Consider the following 21,457-nt stretch of genomic DNA (forward strand, 5'->3'; position numbering starts at 1 on the left):
ACGACATAAACAGCACTTCCAGACTGGATTCTGTGATTTTTGACTTTATTGCGGCCCATCTCCGGTTTTTACTTTCAAGTCCGACAGCCTCCTAGATTCAATTATAAAAACAAATATACGAGTATCACCGCTTAACAAGTATTAAAACGGCGAGCCTTGGTTTGAAAACATTACCCTTTAAGAAGTACTGGATAGCTCTTTCTTCACTTGTACTCATTATATCAACTATAAAAATACTAGGCACTGACGATGTGTTTCGAGCCTGGCATATAAATGAAACAACAACTGAATCAGTTAAAGAACGATCAATTTGGCTACCGAACTATTTTATAGCTACTGAGCCTAAAACACTTGATGGAATAACCGACAATGCATCTGGAATCACATGGAGCCCCATAACTAACTCGTTGTTTATCGTTATAAATGGGCAAAACGAGGTATTTGAACTGACACTGGATGGAGATATAGTTCGTCGGATTCCTTTAAGAAATTTCCGCGATGTTGAAGCCATTACCTGGGTTGGTGATGACCAGTTTATTGTTGCCGACGAGCGAGACCAGAGTTTAGTAAAACTGACCATTACTCCAGAAACATCCGAACTCAATAAACAAGACTTTCCTAGCTTTACAATGGGGTTTGAGTCAGGAGACAACAAAGGGTTCGAAGGCGTTGCCTGGGATCCAACTGACAATGCAATTTTTGTGGTTCGAGAACGAGACCCCATGCGCCTCTATAAGGTTTATGGTTTAGTAAGTGATGGCTCACCCTCTCAAGTAAGCATTAAAAAATCAAAAGCGCTAAGCAAAGCGGCAAAGAAACGCAACAATGACTTGTCCGGCTTACATTTTGACCACAATAGCGGGAACCTACTTGTATTAAGTCATGAGTCCAATCTTGTCAGTGAAATTAACGCCAGGGGCGATAACATCAGTTTTTTGGAACTTGGTAAAGGCTGGCATGGTTTAGATAATACGGTTCCTCAAGCCGAAGGAATAACGATGGATGATAATGGCAACTTATACGTCATCAGTGAGCCTAACCTGTTCTATAAATTCTCACGCAATACAGAAACCTAGCTATTATATTGAGACGGGCATCACACCCTGAAACGTTAGTGAATCAGGTGAGAATAATCACTCACCTGACAAAAGAGTAAAATCAACTGGGAATTTAAAATCCAAATAAAAAACATCTAAATAAAAAATATCTAAATAAAAATCAAATATATGTTAAACCAAAAAACAGAAGTAAATTAAATATGGCCGCCTCACAGAAGCTTTCAAAACACTGACATTTATCAACACTTAAAACTTACAAAAATATAATATCCCCCCGTTAAAAAACCAAGCCATACTCTCAAGCATAATATAGTGATCAACTTTTCACTGTTCAGCTGATCATTAATTATTCATCTAGCACTCATTTATCTCAGGAATGCCGTTATGAGTGAAAATACATCAAAAAGCGAATGGGGTCTGATCAACAAACTGTTGATTGGTATTGTGGTCGGTATTGTTATTGGCCTGATTGCCAATGAACAAGTAATGAGCGTTGTCAGCTCAATAAAATACGTCATTGGTCAATTTATTTTCTATACCATTCCTTTGGTTATTATTGCGTTCATTGCACCAGCGATCACCAAATTACGACAGAATGCCAATAAAATGCTGGGGGCTGGCTTAACTATTTCCTATTTGTCGGCTGTTGGCGCTGCCACCATGGCATTCGTGGCGGGTCTTCTGATCATTCCTCACATGTCCGTTCCTACGTCCATGGAAACTCTGCGCAATGTACCTGAAGCTGCATTTCAGCTAAATATTCCGCCTATTATGTCCGTCATGACAGCGCTGGTGACCGCCATTGTTTTGGGTGTAACCGCGCTGGCAACAAAAGCAGAAGCCATCGAAAAAGCGCTGTTTGAGTTTGAAAATATGATGATGATGGTCGTAAAAAATATGATCATCCCGGTACTACCATTCTTTATTGCCACTACTTTTGCCGGCCTTGCCTACGAAGGTACGCTGACTCAACAATTGCCAGTATTCCTGAAAGTTGTCGTATTGGCGCTGGTGGGTCATGCGGTGTGGTTGTTTGTTCTGTACAGCATTGCCGGCGCTATTTCTGGCAAGAATCCTCTGGAAGTTATTAAGCATTATGGCCCCGCCTACCTGACCGCTGTCGGCACCATGTCCAGTGCCGCCACTCTGCCAGTTGCGTTAAGCTGTGCCCGCAAATCTAAAGTGCTGAGTAAAGAAACCGTAGACTTCATGGTTCCCATGGGCGCCACCATCCACCTTTGTGGTTCTGTGCTGACTGAAACCTTCTTCTGTATGGTTATCTCCCTGATGCTTTACGGAAGCCTGCCATCTTTCGGCACCATGATCGTCTTTATTGTTCTGTTCGGTATCTTTGCGGTGGGCGCACCTGGCGTGCCTGGCGGTACGGTCATGGCCTCCATGGGTATCGTTGTTGGCGTACTTGGCTTTGATCCAGCCGGTGTTGCTCTGCTGCTTGCGGTATTTGCACTGCAGGATAGCTTTGGCACAGCCTGTAACGTAACAGGCGACGGTGCTATTACACTGATGCTGGAAGGGTTGTTCAATAAGGATGGTGAGCTATCAGCAGAAGCCACTGGAGTAGAAACAGCAACTGAAGTGAAAGTTGCTGTTTAATCACAGATTTTTCTACAGAGGGAGTTAGCCATCAAACTAACTCCCTTTTTAAATATTACTAATTAAATACTTGTTTCCGTAAACGAAAAACTGCGCACATCAAATAATCCATTTGACGTCAGCTTTAGTTCAGGAATAACTGGCAAACTCATAAACACCAGCGTCATTATTGGTTGGATATCCGCATTCACCTTTAGAGCGCTTCGTGCTTTTTCCAATAATTCACCCATAGTCTTCGCAACAGATTCGGCATTCTGATCGGACATTAATCCACCAATCGGTAATGGCAGCTCGCCAATTACCTCACCATTGTGAATCAGAACAAACCCGCCGCCAATGGATTCCACCTGCTTAACCGCTTTCAGCATATCCTCATCATTATCCCCCACCACCACAATATTGTGGGAATCATGAGAAACCGTTGTCGCTATCGCCCCATTGGTTAAACCATAATCAGCCAGAACAGCCATGGACATATTGCCAGATGCTTTGTGCCGTTCAATCACTGCCAGCTTATTAAGGCCTGAATTGAGTTTTGGATCAAACAGACCATGCTTATCAGACAACACTCTCACTTCAAGCGCCTGGGTTAATACACCGCCTGGCAGCACACCAATGGCTCGCGCCTTTTCAGACGTCAATGGCAGCTTAAAATCCTCTAAACTGATAGGCGCCAAATTGACGGTATTCAAAACAGATGAACAATGATAATCCTGAATATCCACCATCAACTCGCCATTACGGACAACTTCACGACCTGCGCAGATGACACGACGCACATTAAATAAGATTAAGTCCTCAACAATCACCACATCCGCATCATAGCCTGGAGCCAGAGCCCCTTTTTTCTTTAACCCATAACACTCTGCTGCATTTAAAGAGCCGATGGTAATGCCGGTGATCGGATCAATGCCCTCTTCTACCGCTAGACGCAGGTTTTTATTGATATGCCCGCCATTAATAATATCTTTAGGCTCACGGTCATCAGTACAAAACAGACAACGTCGTGCATTACCGGCATTAACACCTTTAACCAGTTCAACCAGATCTTTGCAGGCAGAACCTTCACGAATCTGAACGTACATTCCCATTTGAATACGAGCCAGCATATCGTCAACGCTGGAACATTCATGATCGGTTTTGATGCCCGACATGGCATAAGCCTGAAGGTCTTTACCTTTTAACCCCGGACTATGACCGTCAGCAATGTAGCCGTAATCATGAGCCAACTTCAATTTAGCCAACATGGCTTCATCACAATTAATCACTGCGGGGAAATCCATCACTTCACCAACACCCAGTACATCCGGATGACTGATCAGTTCTGCCAGATCTTCCGCCATCAATTTTGCGCCTGCTGCTTCAAACGGTGTGGCGGGTACGCAGGATGGCAGCATGATTTTGACGTTTAATGGCAGATCTTTAGAGGCATCCAACATGTAACGGATGCCATCCAAACCACAGACATTAGCAATTTCATGGGGGTCAGCAATTACAGTGGTGGTGCCGTGAGGCAAAACTATACGGGCAAACTGAGGAGGAGTAATAGACGATGATTCTATATGAACATGGCTGTCTATCAGACCCGGCATGACGATACCGCCTTGGGCATCAATCACTTCTTTGGCTTCGTATTGACCAATGCCAATAACTTTTCCCAAGCCAAGCGCCAGAGGGCCATCCACCAACCGCTGGTTAAAGACGTCAACGACCTGACAGTTAATAATCAGCGTATCTACTGGGGTGCGGCCAGCCGCCATATCAATCAATTGTTTCATATTTTGACTGCAATCTCGTTCCCATGCTGTGGAGAGTGTCGCAAAAGCCCTGGTTCCCATGCTTTGCGTGGGAACCCATACTTCTAACCCTTTGAAAATTCAAGGGTATGCATTCCCACGCAATGCCCAAAGGGCATAAAAGCATGGGAACGAGATGTTTGGAGTTTTGCGACACCCTCTGTGGCGTAGGAATGCATATATAGATGTCGTATGCGTTCCCATACTTCGAGGTTGTCGCAAAACCCTCCAACCCCGGCTCCCATGCCTTGCGTGGGAGCTGGAAACTCTGATGTTCTGCATTCCCACGCTGTAGCATGGGAACGAGGTGTATGGATCTTTGCGACAGTCTCGGGGGCATGGAAACGAAGCTTGAACTGAACGATTATTCAGCAGTACTCAACACAGGGTTAAACACCGCCTGATCGGCAAAGCTGACCGCTCCAAGGTCGGTCATGGCGTAATCAGGAATCGCAGTAATCTCCAGACAGCACATGTAGAATACCGGATCCGGCAAATCACAGCCCAGTTCACGAGCCACAGCTTTCATTTTCAATTCTGCCGCTGCCATGTCTTCGGGGCTAATATCAGACGTAATACCGCAGATAGGCAGATGGATAAAATCAACTACCTCACCGTCTTTCACAATCACCTGACCACCGCCTTTTTCTGCAAGATAGTTAATAGCGATGGACATATCTTCTGAGTTAGTGCCAATACAAACAATGTTGTTGTCGTCTGGTGCTTTGGAGCTGGCCATAGCGCCAGCAGTCAGCTTCCAGCCTGACACAAAGGCAACTGCCTTGTTGCCATTTTTGCCGAATCGTTCAACCACTGTTGCATAGAGTACGTCGTTTTCCACATCCGGAAGCACTACACCATTCTCAACCTTCAGCTGCACATCATGACGGCGGCGAACAAATGGCACATCAAAGTCCACTTCCATGGACAGGACATTCACCTTGTCCGTTTTCAGGTCGGTATACACCTTCATATCTGTCGGTGTGATGGACGGGATTTTCAGCTTTGAAGAAAGAATATCGCTGCGAGCGGGAGCCTGCAGATCAACGGCCATTTTTCCGCCATCCACCACCAGCTTGCCCTTGGCAATCACTTTATCAATATTGAACTTGCGCAGGTCTTCTACCAGAAGAATATCGGCAATTTTTCCTGGAGAGATGGAACCGACAAGATGATCAATACGATACGCTTCAGCACTGTTTAAAGAGCCCATCTGAATGGCAGTGATTGGATCAACACCAGCGGCAATGGTCATACGAATCAGTTTATCCATATGCCCGTTTTCCAGAATTTCTGAAGGAATCACATCATCGGTACAGAAGCTGACGCGACGGGCAACCCGTGGGTTGATATGCGTCACGACCTTCATGTTTTCATTAAGGAAGTGAGAAATAGAGGATTCACGAATCAGCAGGAACATGCCCTTGCGGATTTTTTCCATAGCTTCAATATGGTCATAACTTTCGTGATCCAGACGAACGCCGGCACACAGTACAGAGTTCAAACGTGTGCCCGTTGTCATGGGCGCACAACCGAAGACAGGAAGATTGTTTTCACCCGCATATTCGATCGCTTTCATCACTCCGTCGTGTTTGTTTTCCACAAACTCGGAAACGGTTTCCCATACACCAAATACTTCTGGCCATTTCTGCACTTTCTGATGCACGTCCGGCGTGACATTAAAGCCAACGGTGGATTCTGGAAGTGTATAAGGTGTGGTAAATGGCAAGCCCCAGAAAACCTTTAAAGGGCCTCCATTGATTTCATCCAGCACTTCCCGAACGCCTTCCAACCCAGCGGTGACCAGATACTGATCCAGACCGGAAACAATGCTGGTCGTGCCACAGGGCACAACGGCTTTGGCAAAACTGGTCATGGACATTTTGCTGCACTCAATGTGCAGATGACCATCAATCAAGCCCGGTACCAGATACTTATTTTCGGCATCAATAATTTGTGTGTTGTCACCGATATACGCTTCTACGTCACCTGTCGCCACAATTCTGGAGCGATAAACGGCAATGTCCGCAGGATAGATTTCAGAAGAGGTAACATTCACCAGCTGTCCATTCTTGATCACCAGATCAGCAGGGATACGGGCAGCGCCAGCGTCAATAAGGTCACGCAGGTTTTCTTTAATCATGGTTTGCTCAACTTAAATGGTCTTAAAACGTAGAGTGGTTTGTTATAAAAAAGCGTAACGAGCTATAAATACCGCAGTCAGTAACAGGCAGACGGGGGACACTTCTTTTCTGCGTCCTGAAGCCAGCTTTAAAACCGTGTAAGTAATAAAACCGGTAGCAATGCCTTCCGTCAGAGTAAAACTGAAAGGAATCATGACGGTGGCGACAAACGCAGGAACAGCCTCGGTGAGATCGTGCCATTGCACTCGGGTCAACTCGGAGGTCATCAACAGTCCGACATAAATCAATGCGCCCGCCGTGGCATAACCTGGAATCATGCCTGCTAATGGTGAGAAGAAAATGGCCAGCAGAAACAGCACACCCACAACCACGGCCATTAATCCGGTACGGCCGCCTTCTACGACACCTGTTGCATTTTCTACATACGGGCAAACGGAAGACGTTCCCATAAAAGCACCGGCAGCAGAACTGAGGCTGTCGATAAACAATGATTTTGTCGCATTAGGGTAGTTGCCTGTTTCATCAGCCAGACCCGCTTTATCGGTCACAGCAACAAAGGTGCCGGCAGATTCAAACAAGCTGACCAACATAACGGAAATAATGACGCCAGCCAGACTGATATCCAGCGCTCCCATTAAGTCCAGTTGGCCAAAAACAGGTGCAACGCTCGGTGGCAGCGAAGCGATTCCCTGATACTCAATGTCGCCGAGTAACCAGCCAATAAAGGTGATCGCCATAATGGAAATCAGCACCGCGGCTTTAAACCCACGCTGAACCAGCACCATCATGAGCAAGAAGCTGCCACAACCCAACACAAAAGGAATAGAACGCACATCCCCAATGGTCACCATCGTGCTGGGCGTGGCAACAATAATGCCAGCGTTGTGTAATCCGACCAGGGCAATCATCAAGCCACAACCCGTGGCAATGCCGATGCGCAAACTCAGTGGAATGCTGGTGATAATGTAGGTTCGAAATACCGCCGCCGCAGCGAACAATAAGGAGCCCCAGAAAATCACTGCCATGCCTGTTTGCCAGGCCAGCCCCATACCACCCACTAACACAAAAGCAAAATAACTGTTCAACCCCATGGCCGGCGCCATGGCAATGGGCAGATTCGCCACTACGCCCATGGCGATACTGCCGATGGCGGCGATCAAACAGGTGGTGACGAACACGGCCTGTGCATCCATCCCTGCAGCAGACAGGATTTGCGGATTCACAAAGATAATGTAAGCCATCGTCATAAAGGTTGTGATGCCCGCCATCACTTCCTGACGAAGGTGGGTACCATTCGCCTGCAGTTGAAAGTGACGTTCTATCCATCCGGTTTTTTCCGGTGGCGGACATTGGGAATCAACGAGATGACGGGATGCTTCAAGGGTCGCAGTGGTCATTACAAACTCGAATGGCTCAATGGTGAAATAAAGAACGACTACGTTCGTTCAAAATTATTATATGAGCGTTCGAATTATTTTCACCATAAAAATCAGCCAGTTGGTGAAATTACCTACACGAAGTCGTGCAAACACAGCCACTTTACACCTGGGCTTTGCAGCTCTCAAAATATGCATGTTAAGAGAGTGTAAGAGTGGTTGTTATTTATTCATAAAACCCACTAGGATGTCGTAACTTCATAAACAACGTCTGACCGTGAAATATTTTTCGATCAAAACCCTTTTTTCACAGCGCGCTTTTATCCGCAAAAACCGGCGCATCTTTTCGTTGATGGGTTTGGTCAGTATCGCTTCCCTATTTGGAAGTACATTAGTAACAACCATGGCGATTCACTTTCAAAGTGCTCTGAATAATCTGACGATTGCTCAATGGAGCTTACTTTTTCTAGCCAGTACATTCACCATGAGCATGGCGCTGACGCCATCAACATTGATTGCGTTAATTAGCGGTTACTTTCTTGGATGGCAAGCGCTCTTCTATATATTACTCTCCTACCCCACTGCCTCGTTGATTGGCTTTATGCTTGGTAAACAATTGGATAATGGCCAACTGATTAATTCGTTACCGCTTCAATCAAATGCCCGGTTAGCGCTTGTGGAATTAAAGAATCATCATTGGTTGATGATGGTTTTGGTCAGAATATCTCCGGTGTTGCCATTTTCACTGATGAATCTCATCTTGCCTGCGATCAAAGTCCCCCTTAAGGTATTCCTCATTGCGGGTTTAGCTGGAATGTTACCAAGAACACTGGCTTCACTTTGGATTGGCATTCAGGCCAGAGATCTGGTGTATTTGCTCCAACACCCAACACAAAATAATCTACCCATGATCCTGATGGTGGCAGGAACGACCATTTCAGTCGTCGGTATTGTTTATATTGGCCAGAGAATCATTGCAGAAATATTACTCAAAAAAGGGCTTTCCGAATAACTACTTGTATAGAAAGCTGCATGTAAATCAATGAATTGATTATATGTTCGTGCTAGTAAATTCAGTGATTGAAACCGCCATTTATTAACGCATTTTTTTGCCTTGTGAATCTTGATAATTTCTTTGACATCCCTTGTGACAGCTATTAGAGTTCCTATTGGCCATGAAAGAGAAGAACGAAAATCGTACAGCTTTTTTAGTGCTTCCTGATCGTCACACCACTTCTTATTTTAAGTACAGTTTGCTCTAAATGCTCAACTTTTAAATAGAATTATGAAGATGTGACTACACCTTTGGCTTAACGCGTGTATAGCGCATTTTTATAGAAAAATTAGGAGACATTGCATGTCTAAATCGACCGGAACGGTAAAGTGGTTCAGTGAAGAAAAGGGCTACGGCTTTATCGCTCAGGACAACGGTGGTCCAGACGTTTTCGTTCATTTCCGTGCTATTGCTGGCGACGGCTTCAAGACTCTCGCTGAAGGACAACCAGTATCCTTTGAAGTAGAGCAAGGTCAAAAAGGTCTTCAGGCTGCAAACGTAGAAAGATCTTAAGCTTTCTATTGGCCTGAACTTCCAAAAAAGAGCACATCGGTGCTCTTTTTTTATGCATCCGTTTCCCCCATATTAATTCATCACTTTCACTACTCCGTATATTCAAATTGTTTGACGGATAATCATCGTCTTCTACTTTTATAAGGCTAGAAGCCTGTCGGCTAAGTCCGACAGGCTTCTAGAACACTTTAAGAAAACTCCCCTCCCAAATGCTGGAGCATTACTATGGATACTCCAAATGCCTGTGTTGCGACGTATAAAACCCATCATGCTGCAGACGACGCTGTTAAACAGTTGCAGAAAGCGGGTTTTGATATGAAAAAGATTTCGGTGGTTGGCAATGATTACCATACCGAAGAGCACGTTGTTGGTTATTACAACACTGGTGACCGAATGAAAGCCTGGGGAAAGATCGGTGCTTTCTGGGGTGGTCTCTGGGGTATTCTTGTCGGCGCTGCGTTCTTTGTCATTCCAGGCATTGGACCACTGGTGATTGCAGGCCCTCTGGCGGCCGCCATTGTTGGTGGCTTGGAAGGTGCTGCTGTTATGGGGGGCCTTTCTGCACTTGGCGGTGGTTTGGCTGGCATGGGGATTCCAAAAGACAGCATCGTACGATACGAGAATTCCCTTTCCGCCGGAAGTTTTCTGGTGCTCTATAACGATGTCGAAAACAAAGTAGCTGAAGCATCCAAAGTGCTTATGGAAAACACTGAACACGACAGTGTTGAAACACATAAGTAGTTGTGCAAATGGAATCGAATATTTCTGAGTGAGTGGACAGTTACTATGCAAGGCACAACGCCGGGAGCATAGCCGTAGCTATGTGACCAGAGTTGTAACGCAGTAGAGTGGCTGGCCACTTGCTCAGAAAATATGATTTCATTTGGTCAACTACTTACGACTAACTAATAATCAGACCACATTCAGGCACGATGCTTTGAAGTAGGCAAACACGGGTTTGCCTATGGATATTCCCAACATATCTACCGCTCGACAGGTAACCACCGCCTGAACGGTTTGGCCTTCTGTAGATAATGACAGTAGAACATTTCTATTACCCAGCTCTTTCATTGTCTCAACCATAACAGCGAGCCGGTTCTGAATACTTAAACAATCAAGATCTTCTGTAGCAATACTCACTTCCTGTGCTGGTAGCAGTATTCGCAGGCGCGTCCCGACTTCCGCATTCACCCAATTAACCAATAGCTTCTGACGGCCAAGAGACAGTTCTGTTAAACCATGATCCTCATCATGATCAGTAACGTCAGCTTCTAAGATAGATAACGCACCATCATCGCTAATTAAGTCAGAGTCCATACTGATGAATAATCGACGACACTCACCCTGCAATTTTACTCGCCCATGGTCAATCAATAGCATGTTATCCGCCAACCTTGCCACCTCTTCTCTGGCATGGCTGACAAAGATTACCGGAATACCAAATTCTTTCTGGAGATTTCTTAATATTGGCAGGATCGTGGTTTTTGATGTCCAGTCCAGAGAGGCCAGAGGTTCATCCATCAATAATAAATCAGGGGCATTTAATAATGTTCTGGCAATGGCTACCCGTTGTTTTTCGCCGCCAGACAGTGCTTGAATGCGGCGCCCTAATAAATGGTCAATACCCAGTTGTTCAACAACGTGGGAGAAAGAAAACGCATTGTCTCGCCGACAGGCTCGTTGGCGGGCAAACTGCAGATTGCCCATAACATCAAGATGTGGAAATAATCGCGCTTCCTGAAAGATATAACCAATACGACGCTGTTCGGGTGCTATACAAATCTGTTTATCAGTATCCAACCAAACCTGACCATGAAAAGATATTTTCCCTTTCGCTCCAGATTCCAAGCCTGCAATCGCCCTCAGCAATGAGGTTTTACCACATCCCGAACGCCCCATAATTGCCCAGATCGAATCACCATCAAGACTGATATCAACGTCCAGCACAAATCGATCCCGTGGTAATTGAAGGGTTATGTTCAACATACACGGCTACCTGAACTTTTGCCGGAGCGGCGATCCAGACTGTAGAGAAACACCAGAAGCACCATGGCAAACAACAATAATCCACCGGCAATCTGATGCGCCATCTCAAAGGATTGGGATTCAACGGCATCAAATAGCGCAATGGACAATACCTGGGTTTCCCCGGGAATATTGCCGCCGATCATCAGCACAACACCAAACTCTCCGATGGTATGAGCAAAACCCATGCAACCAGCCAACACCAATGCTCTTCGGGAACAAGGTAATACAATGTTGAAAAAACGATCCATTGCGCCGGCGCCCATCATAGCCGCGGCTTCAAGCAGCCCTTTATCCAACTGTTCAAATGCCCGCTGCAACGGCTGAACCACGAATGGCATGGAGTAGATAACAGAAGCAACCACCAGCCCGGTAAAACTGAAAGCAAGGGTAGAACCGGTCAATGATAACCACGCCTGCCCCGCGGCATAGTTAGGGGAAAAGAGTAATAGCAAATAAAAACCGAGCACAGTGGGCGGCAACACCATCGGCAATCCGACAATGGCTTCCAGAATCGGGCGGATTCTGCTCTGCATGTTGGCCAGCCACCAAGCCAACGGGATAGACAACAACAATAGAATAATTGTGGTAATGGTTGCCAGTTTCAAAGTCACCCAGATGGCCGTGATCAGCACGTTAGAATTAATCCTTTATCAGTGTGCTTTCTATTCGAGCTCTGTCTATTCGAGCTCTGTCTATTGGAGCTTTGTCTATTAGCGCTTTTTCTATCAGAGAGCCGTCTTTATCTTTTTTTACAACAGAGAAATAGCCGTGGCTTTCAATCAATGACTGTGCAGACTCTGACAGGATAAATTCTACAAATTGTTTAGCCGCGTCAGGGTGCTGTGTTCTTTTCAGTATCACCATATCCTGTTGAATTGGATCATAATATTCATAGGGCATCACCGTATACTGATCACCATCAACCATCTGCGCTTTTGCCACCAAACCTACTGGCACATTCCCGCTGACCACAAACTGCCAGGTTTGTTGAATACTGGCGCCCTTCACTAACCGGGATTCAACATACGACCATATACCCAGATTTTCCAGCAACTGTTGCGCTGCCAAACCATAAGGTGCAATGGCAGGGTTGGCGATGGCAAGACGTGCCTTGTTATCTCTCAATTCGACCAGTGTCGTCGACTCGCCCGGGCTCCAGAGCACCAGCTCACCCATTGCATAGGTGTGCTGGCTGCCAGGCAGAATCATACCTTTTTCCTTCAGCATTCCTGGACGTTGACGATCTGCCGACAGGAAAATATCAAACGGAGCACCATTCACTAGCTGATTAAAAAGAATGCCGGTAGATGCCGCTGAAATCAGTAACTTATGGCCAGTTTCCTGCTCAAACTTTTCAGCCAAATCTTCAAGTGTTGGTTTAAAATTTGCCGCTACCGCCACCTTCAATGTTTCCGCTATAGCCACCCTGCCTGCTATCGATAAAAATAGCAGGGATACTACCAGAACAAGCTTTTTCAACCTGAGCAACCTCTTTTTATTGAACCAACGATTTATTAACCCAACTTATTATTCCAACTATCCGCAGCTTCCTGATCTGAGGCACGTTCTTCAATCCAGCGATCCCCGTCATCTGTCGTTTCTTTTTTCCAGAACGGCGCTTTTGTTTTTAGATAGTCCATGATGAATTCACAAGCTGCGAACGCTTCTTTCCGGTGAGCGCTACTGACACCTACAAACACAATACGATCACCGGGATACATTTGCCCAATACGATGGACAACCCGAACCCCAATCAGTTCCCAGCGTTGTTTCGCTTCATCAATAATTTCCTGAAGCGCTTTTTCGGTCATACCCGGATAATGCTCCAGAAATAAACCACCTACCTGATCGCCCAGATTCATATCACGAACGGTACCCGTAAAGGTGACGATACCGCCGGAGGACTTATCGCCCTCCAGCCGTGCATATTCTTCACTGGGAATAAAGTCTTCAGCTTGTATGGAAATCAACGATATTAACCTCCGGTAACCGGTGGAAAAAAAGCCACTTCATCGCCGGATTTCAAACTGACGTCTTTTCGAGTCATGGTTTGATTCACAGCCACCAATGTTTTTTCACTCATCATTATTTCACGCCAGTCGTCGCCTTTTTCCGCCAACTGACTTTTTAGAGAGGAAAGTAACTCGGGATAACTGCCTTCATCCACTAGCAGCTCTTCGCACTTGAGTTTTTCCCGGAAACTGGCAAAAAACAACACCTTGATCATGCTTCCACCTGTTCAGTGCCGTATACATAGTGACCACTGCGCCCGCCACTTTTTTCCAGTACACGAATACCTTCGATATGCATCTCTTTGTCCACCGCCTTACACATATCGTAGATTGTCAGGGCGGCAACAGAAGCGGCCGTCAGTGCTTCAATTTCAACACCGGTTTTACCACTTAAACGACAGCAGGTTTCGATTCGGATTCTTGAATGCTCAACATCCAGTTGAAACTCAACACCAATAAAGTTCAGCATCAATGGATGACACAGGGGTATTAAATGACTGCACTGCTTGGCTGCCTGAATACCAGCAATACGAGCTACAGCCAAAACATCGCCTTTTTTCAGGCCATTGTCTTTTACGATCGCCAGCGTCTCTGGCGCCATATAAATATAACCTTCAGCTCTGGCTTCACGGCGGGTGATATCTTTATCGCCCACATCTACCATGCTGGCCTTACCTTCACTGTCGGTATGGGTCAGAGACACAATCAGCCCGCCTTTTTCAGGTGTTCAATGTAATTACAAGGGCGATGACGGCTATCCAGCTGATCATGAATAATGCCTTCCCATGCGGTTTTGCAGGCATTATTGGAACCAGGCATCACAAAAATAACCGTTCCATTCGCCATGCCGGCAACCGTACGGGACTGAATGGTTGAGGTTTTGATCTGTGCGTAGGAGAGGTGACGAAACAACTCACCATAGCCGTCTATCTGTTTATCGAAAATAGGGAGCAGAGCTTCTGGTGTAGAATCACGACCAGAGAAACCAGTGCCGCCAGTCACGAGGATGGCTTGAACGCAATCAGGCGTTCCCGCATCGGTGGCAATCCAGCGAGACACTATTTCACGGATTTTGTAGATATCATCTTTAACGATCGCCTTATCCACCAACTGATGTCCGGCTTCAGCCAACAGATCCACCAGCAGTTTTCCTGAGGTATCTGTTTCTTCAGTCCGGGTATCTGATACGGTCAATACCGCAATATTTACAGGGATAAACTCGTCTACGTGGTGATGAGCCATGTGCCACTCTACCTCCAATCAATGGTTTATACGACGCCACTCTTCTGGCGTGTTCGCATTACTGAAAAGCTGAATCCTATCCTCAGGCAACGGAATCGTCTTTCCACCTAATGCCTGATAGAGCCGCCAAAGCGCATAATCTTTGGGGTTATCACTCTGAATTTTCTCTACAATCACTCGTCTGGAGTCTTCCGTCACGGGAATCACAACCGGCAGATTGAAGCCGTCAAAACAGCACAGCTGTTGTTTATCACTTTGCTCGTAAAGTGTTTGTATGGCTTCTAGTGGCACCAATGGCATATCCACCGGAATAACCAGAAGGCGTTCGCCGTATTCCAGCGACATCAGAGCTGCATGAATACCGCTTAAAGGGCCTCTTCCAGGCACAAGGTCTTCCACGGTTTTTTCAGGAAAACCCGCGCCGCTTAACAACACCTGCTCAATACCTGCTTTATGCAGCAGATGAATCATATGTTGATAGAGCGGTTTGCCTTGCCAGAGCAGCCGGGATTTGTCTTCCCCCATTCGGGATGAACGACCGCCAGCCAACACCAGACCATAAAGCGTACTGTGAACTTTCATAGGGTCACTAAGTCTAAGGTTTTTCTATAGCCTGACAAGTTTTTACATCACTTACGTTAGCAATGGCTCACTTCACGCGAATAATGTAATCAAACCATTCTGAAGGGTCCGGAAGTTCTTCTTCAGAAACCATGCCTTTACCACGCACAGAAAAACCGGCTTCATGAACGGAGTTCGGATCACCGGTCACCAAAGGATGCCATTCTGGCAAATCATAACCGTGATACAGCAGGTTGTATGCGCAGCTATCTGGCAGCCACACAAGATGCTCATGCATGGTTTTCGGAGTAAATTTAATACAGTCATCCACGAATTTACGACGATGTTTGTATTGTTTGCACTGACAGGTTTCCAGATCCAGCAAACGACAGGCTATTGCTGTCGTATGAACTTCTTCTGTATCCGCATCAATGACTTTATTCAAACAGCAGCGACCACAGCCATCGCACAACGACTCCCACTCTTCAGGGGTCATTTCTGTTAAGGTCTTTTTCTGCCAGAATGGTTCAGTCATCAATTTATCCGCTTTTGTCTTAAGAAATGGTCTTAAAACATGTTTTTAAGAAGTACTTCCAAGCAGCCGGTTCAAGCGTTCAACTTCGGCTTTGAGAATCACTATTTCGTGTTCAAGTTCGCGGATTCGGGCTTTATCGTCAGCAATCAAATCACTCTGATTCACTGCCGACACATCAATTTCACCGGAGAACAAGTGGGCATAACGACTTTCCCGTTTTCCTGCTTCCCGGGGAAGTTGCACCACCATTTCCCGCTCAGCCATCTGTTTTAACACCTCTTCCACCTGACGAACATCCGTAAATTCGGCAAGGCGACCGGTACGACTGCGCAATTCACCAGGGGTTTGTGGGCCGCGAAGGAAAAGTACGCAGACGATGCCACGTTCCTGATCCGTTAACTGGAGACTACCGAATTCAGTGTTGCAGAAACGATGGCGGTATTTACTGACTCTTGAACCGGATTCTTCACTGATCAATCGTTCAGTCTTCAATTGATTAAGGGTATTAAGAACTTCCGATTCTGCAAGGTTAAGTACTGGCTCGCGGTTACTTTTCTGATTACAGGCGTTGGTTAAGCCATTGAGGGAGAGAGGGTATTGATCCGGAGTGGTGCTCTCTTTTTCGAGCAGGCAGCCAATCACACGGGTTTCGTTCAGGGACAAGCGCATATCCACGAGACAGCTCCTCTGGGTAATACCAATTCTGCTTTTAAATTATGGGCTGCACAGCCATTTTGACCGACTGGATCTGCGTTGAAGTTCCTCGCCATAGCTATGGCTATGACTTGTCTCTTCGCCTTGACCAGTCACCCAAAATAACTTGCTCACTCCATAATTTAAAAGCGCCATTGGTATAAGACATTGCGCTTATATCATTAAACAAAAAATAATTCATGGAAATGACAGAATCAAAATACTGTTATTCTGATTCTGTCATTATTCACGGCATGGCTGCAGGAAAATCCAAACCAGTTATCTCATCAAAGCCAAACATAATGTTCATATTCTGAATTGCCTGACCAGCCGCACCTTTGACCAGATTATCAATGACGGAGAGAATCACCACGGTATCGCCACCCTGCGGGCGATGCACAGAAATACGACACTGGTTACAGCCACGCACCGAACGGGTCTCTGGATGACTGCCAGCTGGCAGCACATCTACAAATGGCTCAGTTTCAAACGTCGCTTCAAAGAGCTTTTGCAGATCGATGCTGTGATCTTTGACGGAACAGTACATTGTCGAATGGATACCACGGATCATTGGCGTCAGGTGAGGCACAAAAACCAACTCACCAGTAAATGCTTCAACGCCCGTTTTTGCCATGCGGGAAATCCCCTGTTTAATCTCAGGTAGATGACGATGTCCTGGTACACCATAAGCCTTGAATGACTCAGAGGCTTCACACAATAACGTGCCGACATTGGCCGCTCGGCCAGCGCCACTGACGCCCGACTTGGCATCTACGATAACATTTCCGTCTACCAGACCTTCACGGATCAGGGGTAATAAACCCAACTGAGTAGCAGTGGGGTAGCAGCCTGGGTTCGCCACCAAACGTGCGCTGGAAATCGAATCACGGTTCATTTCTGGCAAGCCGTATACCGCCTCTGCGAGAACATCTGGGCAAGCGTGCTCTACACCATACCACTGCTGCCAAGTGTCAGTGTCGCTCAGGCGGAAGTCAGCTGCCAGATCAATAACTTTCACTTCCGCATCCAGCAATTCAGGAACGGATTCCATGGCAATACCATTAGGAGTGGCAAAAAAGACCAGATCACAAGATGAAAGCAGCTTATTATCCGGCTGTGAGAACTGGAGATCACACTGACCACGCAGCCCGGAGAATAATTCACTGACGGATTTCCCAGCTTCGGAGCGGGAAGTGATCATGCTCAGCTCAACTTCAGGATGAACCGATAACAGCCGCAGCAGCTCAGCACCGGTGTAGCCGGTTCCCCCGACTATGCCCACTTTGATCATCTGTAGACTCCCACTTCAATAATGAATAATTATTCTTAAAATTAGACTAATTATGACATATTAAAATAAGATGACCACTCATTTCTCTTTAAGCACTAGCGGCGGGTGATCAAAAGAAACACCGGACCAACCTGTGCCCATAAATGCCCGAATATTCCCGTGACTGGTTCCTGCGGGATCGTTCAAAACCTCGTCCCGATAGAAGCTGCCAAAGCAGGCCAGAGCCTCTTCAGAGCTTAACTGGTTCAGCTGCCCAAATGACAGAATTTTGCACGAACCTTCGTTCGTGCCTGCTTCATTAATTTGCGTGCCATTGGTAAAACGAGTGGGTGTGTAATCGTAATGATCAGCAATCACGGTTATGACTGCCTGGAACTCAACTTGATCTGGCTGATTACGGACTTGTTCAAGCAATTGAGTCAAAGACATTTTGTATACCGTCATGGTTGGTTTGATGATTCATCAGTCGCCAGGCTCTCCAGCACTGCAATAGCCTGAACTATCGGTGGAATTGGAAATTTGAGGTTTTACTAATGATGGATGTGGAGCAAAATAATTGTGATCAGGTGGAAAGCCGAAAGAGCCCTTCTTCGCGGTAAACGGCTCTGATGCCTCGTCCAACCCTCTTTTTCTGACTGGTGATGTCTGCTTAACAACATCAGCTAGCCACGTCGGCTCTCTCACTTTCTGCCGTTCAATATATTGTTGCATGTATTTATATCGCTTCAAATATGCAGACGCATTGACCCTGATTTCTCCACTGCTAGCAGCAAGGCTGACCTTGTGATCGTTTACATAGTCCAGAAGCGTTTTTTTGCTATTTACCTTTGTCTCTTTATTTGGGTGATTTTCCAGCAGTGAACAGCTTTGGCAAAGTTTAATGAGTTTTGCCGGTAGTGTGTTGACTGAAATGGTTTCCAGAGGTATTGCTCGGTTCGCCTTATCCATTTGGTTCAATATTAAAAATAATTGATCTGCCCGCTTGGCAAAAAACAAGAGTGCTTTTATTGCCATGACGCCACAACTGACAAAGTCTTTTTGCATTCTTTCTTTTGGCACAATCATCCGCAGATTTTTTTCAGGAAACAGACTCTGAATTTTCTGACGAACCGCTGCTGCAAAAGGTGTTGTGTATTCACTTTCGATACCGAGCGTTTCATGGAGATAGCACAGCATGTCATTTTCTGAATGGTGAACGAAGCCGGCAACAACATGATTGCTTTCCGTATTTTCATAAATAAAGTAACAATGCTCGGGCATTGCTGCTCGAATAGCCAGCCCTAAATCTTCAAGTGATAAGCAGTAGTGATAATGGAAACAATTGTTTAGCTTTTTAAGTCTATCCGCCAATGTCTGCTCAATCATCGGTTTAGTGAGAAAGTACTCACCATCGTTTTCAAAGTTAAGAACGCCTCCCTTTGCACATACAACAGGGCCTGACTCTCGCACCAATGGGTTTGCTGCAACACCATTAACGACATGTTCTTCCACTTTTTGATAAGCTCTCCACCTTCCATTTTCCTTGCGCAAAAACACAGCCTGCCCGGGGCTGAGCCAATCACACTTTCCATCAATTTTAAGCCTGCGTTCAGAAGGTATGCATTGCGTAAAATGGTTCGATTGATTACTTACCACGAACTCTGTGCCGTCTTCGACGCTGGCAATTTTTGGCAGTTTCACTAGAAAGGTTAAGCCCTCAACACTCTCAACAGGCTGAATGCAATAATTTATCTGTTTGCAGTCCTCAGGCATTTCATAGGTCAATAAAGATCTGGACAGCTCAATTGGTTCCACAACCCACTGATCCTGACTCAGCTGATGCTGATTATCTGTCTTTATGTTGAAGAGACCATTTGCTCCATGAGGAATATAACTCACCACACGTATTTCGCGCCGGTCTATATTTTGTAATTCTTTCCAGTCAACACCACCGAGTATCTTTGCACGGATTTTTGGGGTAACACGCACTACGCTGTAACGGTTACCCGATTTAACATCCGTCGCATTAGTCAAGTTTAGATTTGTAAGAATAAGCTGGCGAAGGGAAGATGGGAGTAAGTCCATTTAATAACCTATTTTGAGATTGTGATGCTCAACAGCCAACAAGTAGTTGGCCAAGAAATCCTTGCAGCGGTGAGTTTTAGACTCAGCAACATCAAAATGGTTCATTTGTACTTAAAGGCGCTAAAACTAAAAACTAAGTACCTTTCAAAGGTTTAAGCAGATCTTCAAGCCCATTAATCTTGATTTCCAGAGTAAGTTCCAACAAACGCCCAAGCTCTCCCTGAGGCATTCCCTGCCCGGAAAACCAGAGCAAATAAGGCTCGGGTAAATCGATCAGCCGGCGACCACTGTATTTCCCAAAAGGCATGGTGTGATTTGCGACTTTAATCAGGTCTTCTTTTTCAAACATACCGTTAAATCATCCATTTAATCAGCCATGGCACCAGTATTGGCATATAGATCGCACAAAGGCACATGCCAAGGCTGGCATAAACACCCATGGTAATATCCAGCTCAAAGGCTCTTGCGGTACCACCGGCATGGGCATTCACCCCCATGGCAAAACCAACGGCTCTTGGATCCGTCACCCCAGCCACTCTGCATAACGCCGGCCCGACAATGCCACCGAATACACCGGAAATAATCACCACTGCGGCCACCAGCGGAATAATAGCGCCATAATGTTCACCCATCACCAGAGCTACCGCTGTGGTGACCGCTTTGGTCGAGATGGACACCACAACGTCTTTCGTACCGCCAGACAACAGCGCCATACCCATGCCCAGCGTGACGGCCATTAATCCGCCCAGAATCAGCGAAATCACCAAAGGCCCCGCCAACTGCCTTAATGTATTCAGCTGTCGCGAAAGCGGTATGGCCAACGCTACGGTGAAGGGCGCCAACAGCATTTTCAGTAAATCACTGTGCTCGTTGTAGGCCGTAAAATCTAACGGCGTAAATCGAAGCAGCAGAAAGATAATCAGGCTGGTGCTGAAAAGCGGATGGAACCAACCTTTTCGCCCCATCCGAACAAAGAACTTCTCTGCCAGAAGATAGGCTCCCAGGTTAATCAGCAGAATCGTCACCGGGTTATTCAGCTGTCGAAAAGCCAAACCATGAGCAGCGATGAACAACTCATCCATGATGCTCACCCTCAGACGCTTTTTCAAAACGTTTCAACAACCATTGCATCAGTAACGCCGTCAGCACCAGTGAGACCGGCGTTGCCACCAGCATGGCAAGGGTAATAGGCAACCATTGTTGTAGAAGAAGGTCACTTAAAAAGAAGATACCCACACAGCCGGGGATAAACAGCACCGCCAGATAACGAATACAGAACTGGCTCACTTTATCCAACCCTTCGCTTTCGTTAGCCGACACCTGCAGATAAACGACGAGCAGAATCAAACCGATGACAGATCCGGGCACTGGCAAATCGAACAGATCGTTGACAATTTCTCCGGCGACCGTGAAGAACAACAAGGTAACAATTCCCGGCAGAATTCCTGAAGGCATAGCGTTTACTGAGAGGTTAAT

At 46.1% G+C, this 21,457-nt stretch carries 24 protein-coding genes; 5 read left to right on the top strand and 19 right to left on the bottom strand.

What is annotated here, in order from left to right; all coding sequences use genetic code 11:
• Window positions 1-161: 161 nt before the first annotated feature.
• Entirely contained in the window at window positions 162-1,076 is a 915-nt protein-coding gene (locus AKL11_RS02990; RefSeq protein WP_067515115.1) for an SdiA-regulated domain-containing protein, read from the top strand.
• A gap of 366 nt (window positions 1,077-1,442) precedes the next feature.
• Window positions 1,443-2,672: a dicarboxylate/amino acid:cation symporter gene (locus tag AKL11_RS02995; protein WP_067515116.1), complete on the top strand. Its 1,230-nt coding sequence runs from the start codon at window positions 1,443-1,445 to the stop codon at window positions 2,670-2,672.
• Window positions 2,673-2,734: 62 nt separating this feature from the next.
• Here the strand turns inward: AKL11_RS02995 and ade are convergent, their stop codons facing one another.
• The 3 genes from ade to AKL11_RS03015 form a co-directional block, all read right to left on the bottom strand.
• The gene (gene ade, locus AKL11_RS03000) at window positions 2,735-4,450 is read right to left on the bottom strand and encodes an adenine deaminase (RefSeq protein WP_067515117.1); all 1,716 of its coding nucleotides are present in this window, start codon (window positions 4,448-4,450) and stop codon (window positions 2,735-2,737) included.
• Window positions 4,451-4,832: 382 nt separating this feature from the next.
• A complete protein-coding gene (locus AKL11_RS03010) occupies window positions 4,833-6,611 on the bottom strand; it encodes an adenine deaminase C-terminal domain-containing protein (protein WP_067515119.1) in 1,779 nt (592 codons plus the stop codon).
• 42 nt (window positions 6,612-6,653) lie between these two features.
• A complete protein-coding gene (locus AKL11_RS03015) occupies window positions 6,654-8,009 on the bottom strand; it encodes an NCS2 family permease (RefSeq protein ID WP_095210119.1) in 1,356 nt (451 codons plus the stop codon).
• A gap of 382 nt (window positions 8,010-8,391) precedes the next feature.
• Between AKL11_RS03015 and AKL11_RS03020 the strand changes: the two genes are divergently transcribed.
• From AKL11_RS03020 to AKL11_RS03030, 3 genes are all read left to right on the top strand, one after another.
• Window positions 8,392-9,000 carry a TVP38/TMEM64 family protein gene (locus AKL11_RS03020; protein WP_157673383.1) on the top strand — a complete coding sequence of 203 codons (609 nt, stop codon included), beginning with the start codon at window positions 8,392-8,394 and terminating at the stop codon, window positions 8,998-9,000.
• A 345-nt stretch (window positions 9,001-9,345) separates the two neighbouring features.
• The gene (locus AKL11_RS03025; protein WP_067515121.1) at window positions 9,346-9,555 is read left to right on the top strand and encodes a cold-shock protein; all 210 of its coding nucleotides are present in this window, start codon (window positions 9,346-9,348) and stop codon (window positions 9,553-9,555) included.
• Between the two features lie 225 nt (window positions 9,556-9,780).
• Window positions 9,781-10,296, top strand: a complete 516-nt coding sequence (locus tag AKL11_RS03030; RefSeq protein ID WP_067515122.1) for a general stress protein — start codon at window positions 9,781-9,783, stop codon at window positions 10,294-10,296.
• Between the two features lie 171 nt (window positions 10,297-10,467).
• Here AKL11_RS03030 and modC read toward each other — a convergent pair whose 3' ends face one another.
• From modC to AKL11_RS03110, 16 genes are all read right to left on the bottom strand, one after another.
• The gene (modC, locus tag AKL11_RS03035) at window positions 10,468-11,541 is read right to left on the bottom strand and encodes a molybdenum ABC transporter ATP-binding protein (RefSeq protein WP_067515123.1); all 1,074 of its coding nucleotides are present in this window, start codon (window positions 11,539-11,541) and stop codon (window positions 10,468-10,470) included.
• Window positions 11,535-12,215 (bottom strand): molybdate ABC transporter permease subunit, encoded by a 681-nt coding sequence (gene modB / locus AKL11_RS03040; RefSeq protein ID WP_067515124.1) that lies wholly within the window; start codon window positions 12,213-12,215, stop codon window positions 11,535-11,537. Before modB ends, modC begins: the two co-directional genes overlap by 7 nt.
• Window positions 12,216-12,222: 7 nt before the next feature.
• On the bottom strand, window positions 12,223-13,008 hold the full coding sequence (modA, locus tag AKL11_RS03045; protein ID WP_067515125.1) for a molybdate ABC transporter substrate-binding protein: 786 nt from the start codon (window positions 13,006-13,008) through the stop codon (window positions 12,223-12,225).
• 89 nt (window positions 13,009-13,097) lie between these two features.
• On the bottom strand, window positions 13,098-13,553 hold the full coding sequence (gene moaE, locus AKL11_RS03050) for a molybdopterin synthase catalytic subunit MoaE (protein ID WP_067515126.1): 456 nt from the start codon (window positions 13,551-13,553) through the stop codon (window positions 13,098-13,100).
• Window positions 13,554-13,558: 5 nt separating this feature from the next.
• Window positions 13,559-13,810: a molybdopterin converting factor subunit 1 gene (gene moaD / locus AKL11_RS03055; protein ID WP_067515127.1), complete on the bottom strand. Its 252-nt coding sequence runs from the start codon at window positions 13,808-13,810 to the stop codon at window positions 13,559-13,561.
• Window positions 13,807-14,298 carry a cyclic pyranopterin monophosphate synthase MoaC gene (moaC, locus tag AKL11_RS03060; RefSeq protein ID WP_342669743.1) on the bottom strand — a complete coding sequence of 164 codons (492 nt, stop codon included), beginning with the start codon at window positions 14,296-14,298 and terminating at the stop codon, window positions 13,807-13,809. The genes moaD and moaC overlap by 4 nt, the downstream gene beginning before the upstream one ends.
• Before the next feature lie 2 nt (window positions 14,299-14,300).
• The gene (gene moaB, locus AKL11_RS03065; RefSeq protein WP_067515367.1) at window positions 14,301-14,837 is read right to left on the bottom strand and encodes a molybdenum cofactor biosynthesis protein B; all 537 of its coding nucleotides are present in this window, start codon (window positions 14,835-14,837) and stop codon (window positions 14,301-14,303) included.
• Between the two features lie 18 nt (window positions 14,838-14,855).
• Entirely contained in the window at window positions 14,856-15,419 is a 564-nt protein-coding gene (gene mobA / locus AKL11_RS03070; RefSeq protein ID WP_067515128.1) for a molybdenum cofactor guanylyltransferase, read from the bottom strand.
• Window positions 15,420-15,486: 67 nt separating this feature from the next.
• Window positions 15,487-15,933: a YcgN family cysteine cluster protein gene (locus AKL11_RS03075; RefSeq protein ID WP_067515129.1), complete on the bottom strand. Its 447-nt coding sequence runs from the start codon at window positions 15,931-15,933 to the stop codon at window positions 15,487-15,489.
• Between the two features lie 45 nt (window positions 15,934-15,978).
• Window positions 15,979-16,602 carry a YceH family protein gene (locus AKL11_RS03080; RefSeq protein ID WP_172807237.1) on the bottom strand — a complete coding sequence of 208 codons (624 nt, stop codon included), beginning with the start codon at window positions 16,600-16,602 and terminating at the stop codon, window positions 15,979-15,981.
• A gap of 271 nt (window positions 16,603-16,873) precedes the next feature.
• A complete protein-coding gene (gene argC / locus AKL11_RS03085) occupies window positions 16,874-17,917 on the bottom strand; it encodes an N-acetyl-gamma-glutamyl-phosphate reductase (RefSeq protein ID WP_067515131.1) in 1,044 nt (347 codons plus the stop codon).
• Window positions 17,918-17,995: 78 nt separating this feature from the next.
• Complete coding sequence (locus AKL11_RS03090) at window positions 17,996-18,346, bottom strand: HopJ type III effector protein (RefSeq protein WP_067515369.1); 351 nt, start codon at window positions 18,344-18,346, stop codon at window positions 17,996-17,998.
• A 33-nt stretch (window positions 18,347-18,379) separates the two neighbouring features.
• Window positions 18,380-19,981, bottom strand: coding sequence for a YopJ family acetyltransferase (locus AKL11_RS03095; RefSeq protein ID WP_067515132.1), 1,602 nt, complete (start codon window positions 19,979-19,981; stop codon window positions 18,380-18,382).
• Window positions 19,982-20,114: 133 nt separating this feature from the next.
• Window positions 20,115-20,330 (bottom strand): DUF3820 family protein, encoded by a 216-nt coding sequence (locus AKL11_RS03100; protein ID WP_067515133.1) that lies wholly within the window; start codon window positions 20,328-20,330, stop codon window positions 20,115-20,117.
• A 4-nt stretch (window positions 20,331-20,334) separates the two neighbouring features.
• Window positions 20,335-21,063, bottom strand: a complete 729-nt coding sequence (locus AKL11_RS03105; RefSeq protein WP_067515134.1) for an LrgB family protein — start codon at window positions 21,061-21,063, stop codon at window positions 20,335-20,337.
• The gene (locus tag AKL11_RS03110) at window positions 21,056-21,436 is read right to left on the bottom strand and encodes a CidA/LrgA family protein (protein ID WP_157673384.1); all 381 of its coding nucleotides are present in this window, start codon (window positions 21,434-21,436) and stop codon (window positions 21,056-21,058) included. Before AKL11_RS03110 ends, AKL11_RS03105 begins: the two co-directional genes overlap by 8 nt.
• Between the last annotated feature and the right edge of the window lie 21 nt (window positions 21,437-21,457).

Origin of the sequence: Endozoicomonas ascidiicola (assembly GCF_001646945.1) — a bacterium.
In the GTDB taxonomy this organism is placed as follows: domain Bacteria; phylum Pseudomonadota; class Gammaproteobacteria; order Pseudomonadales; family Endozoicomonadaceae; genus Endozoicomonas; species Endozoicomonas ascidiicola.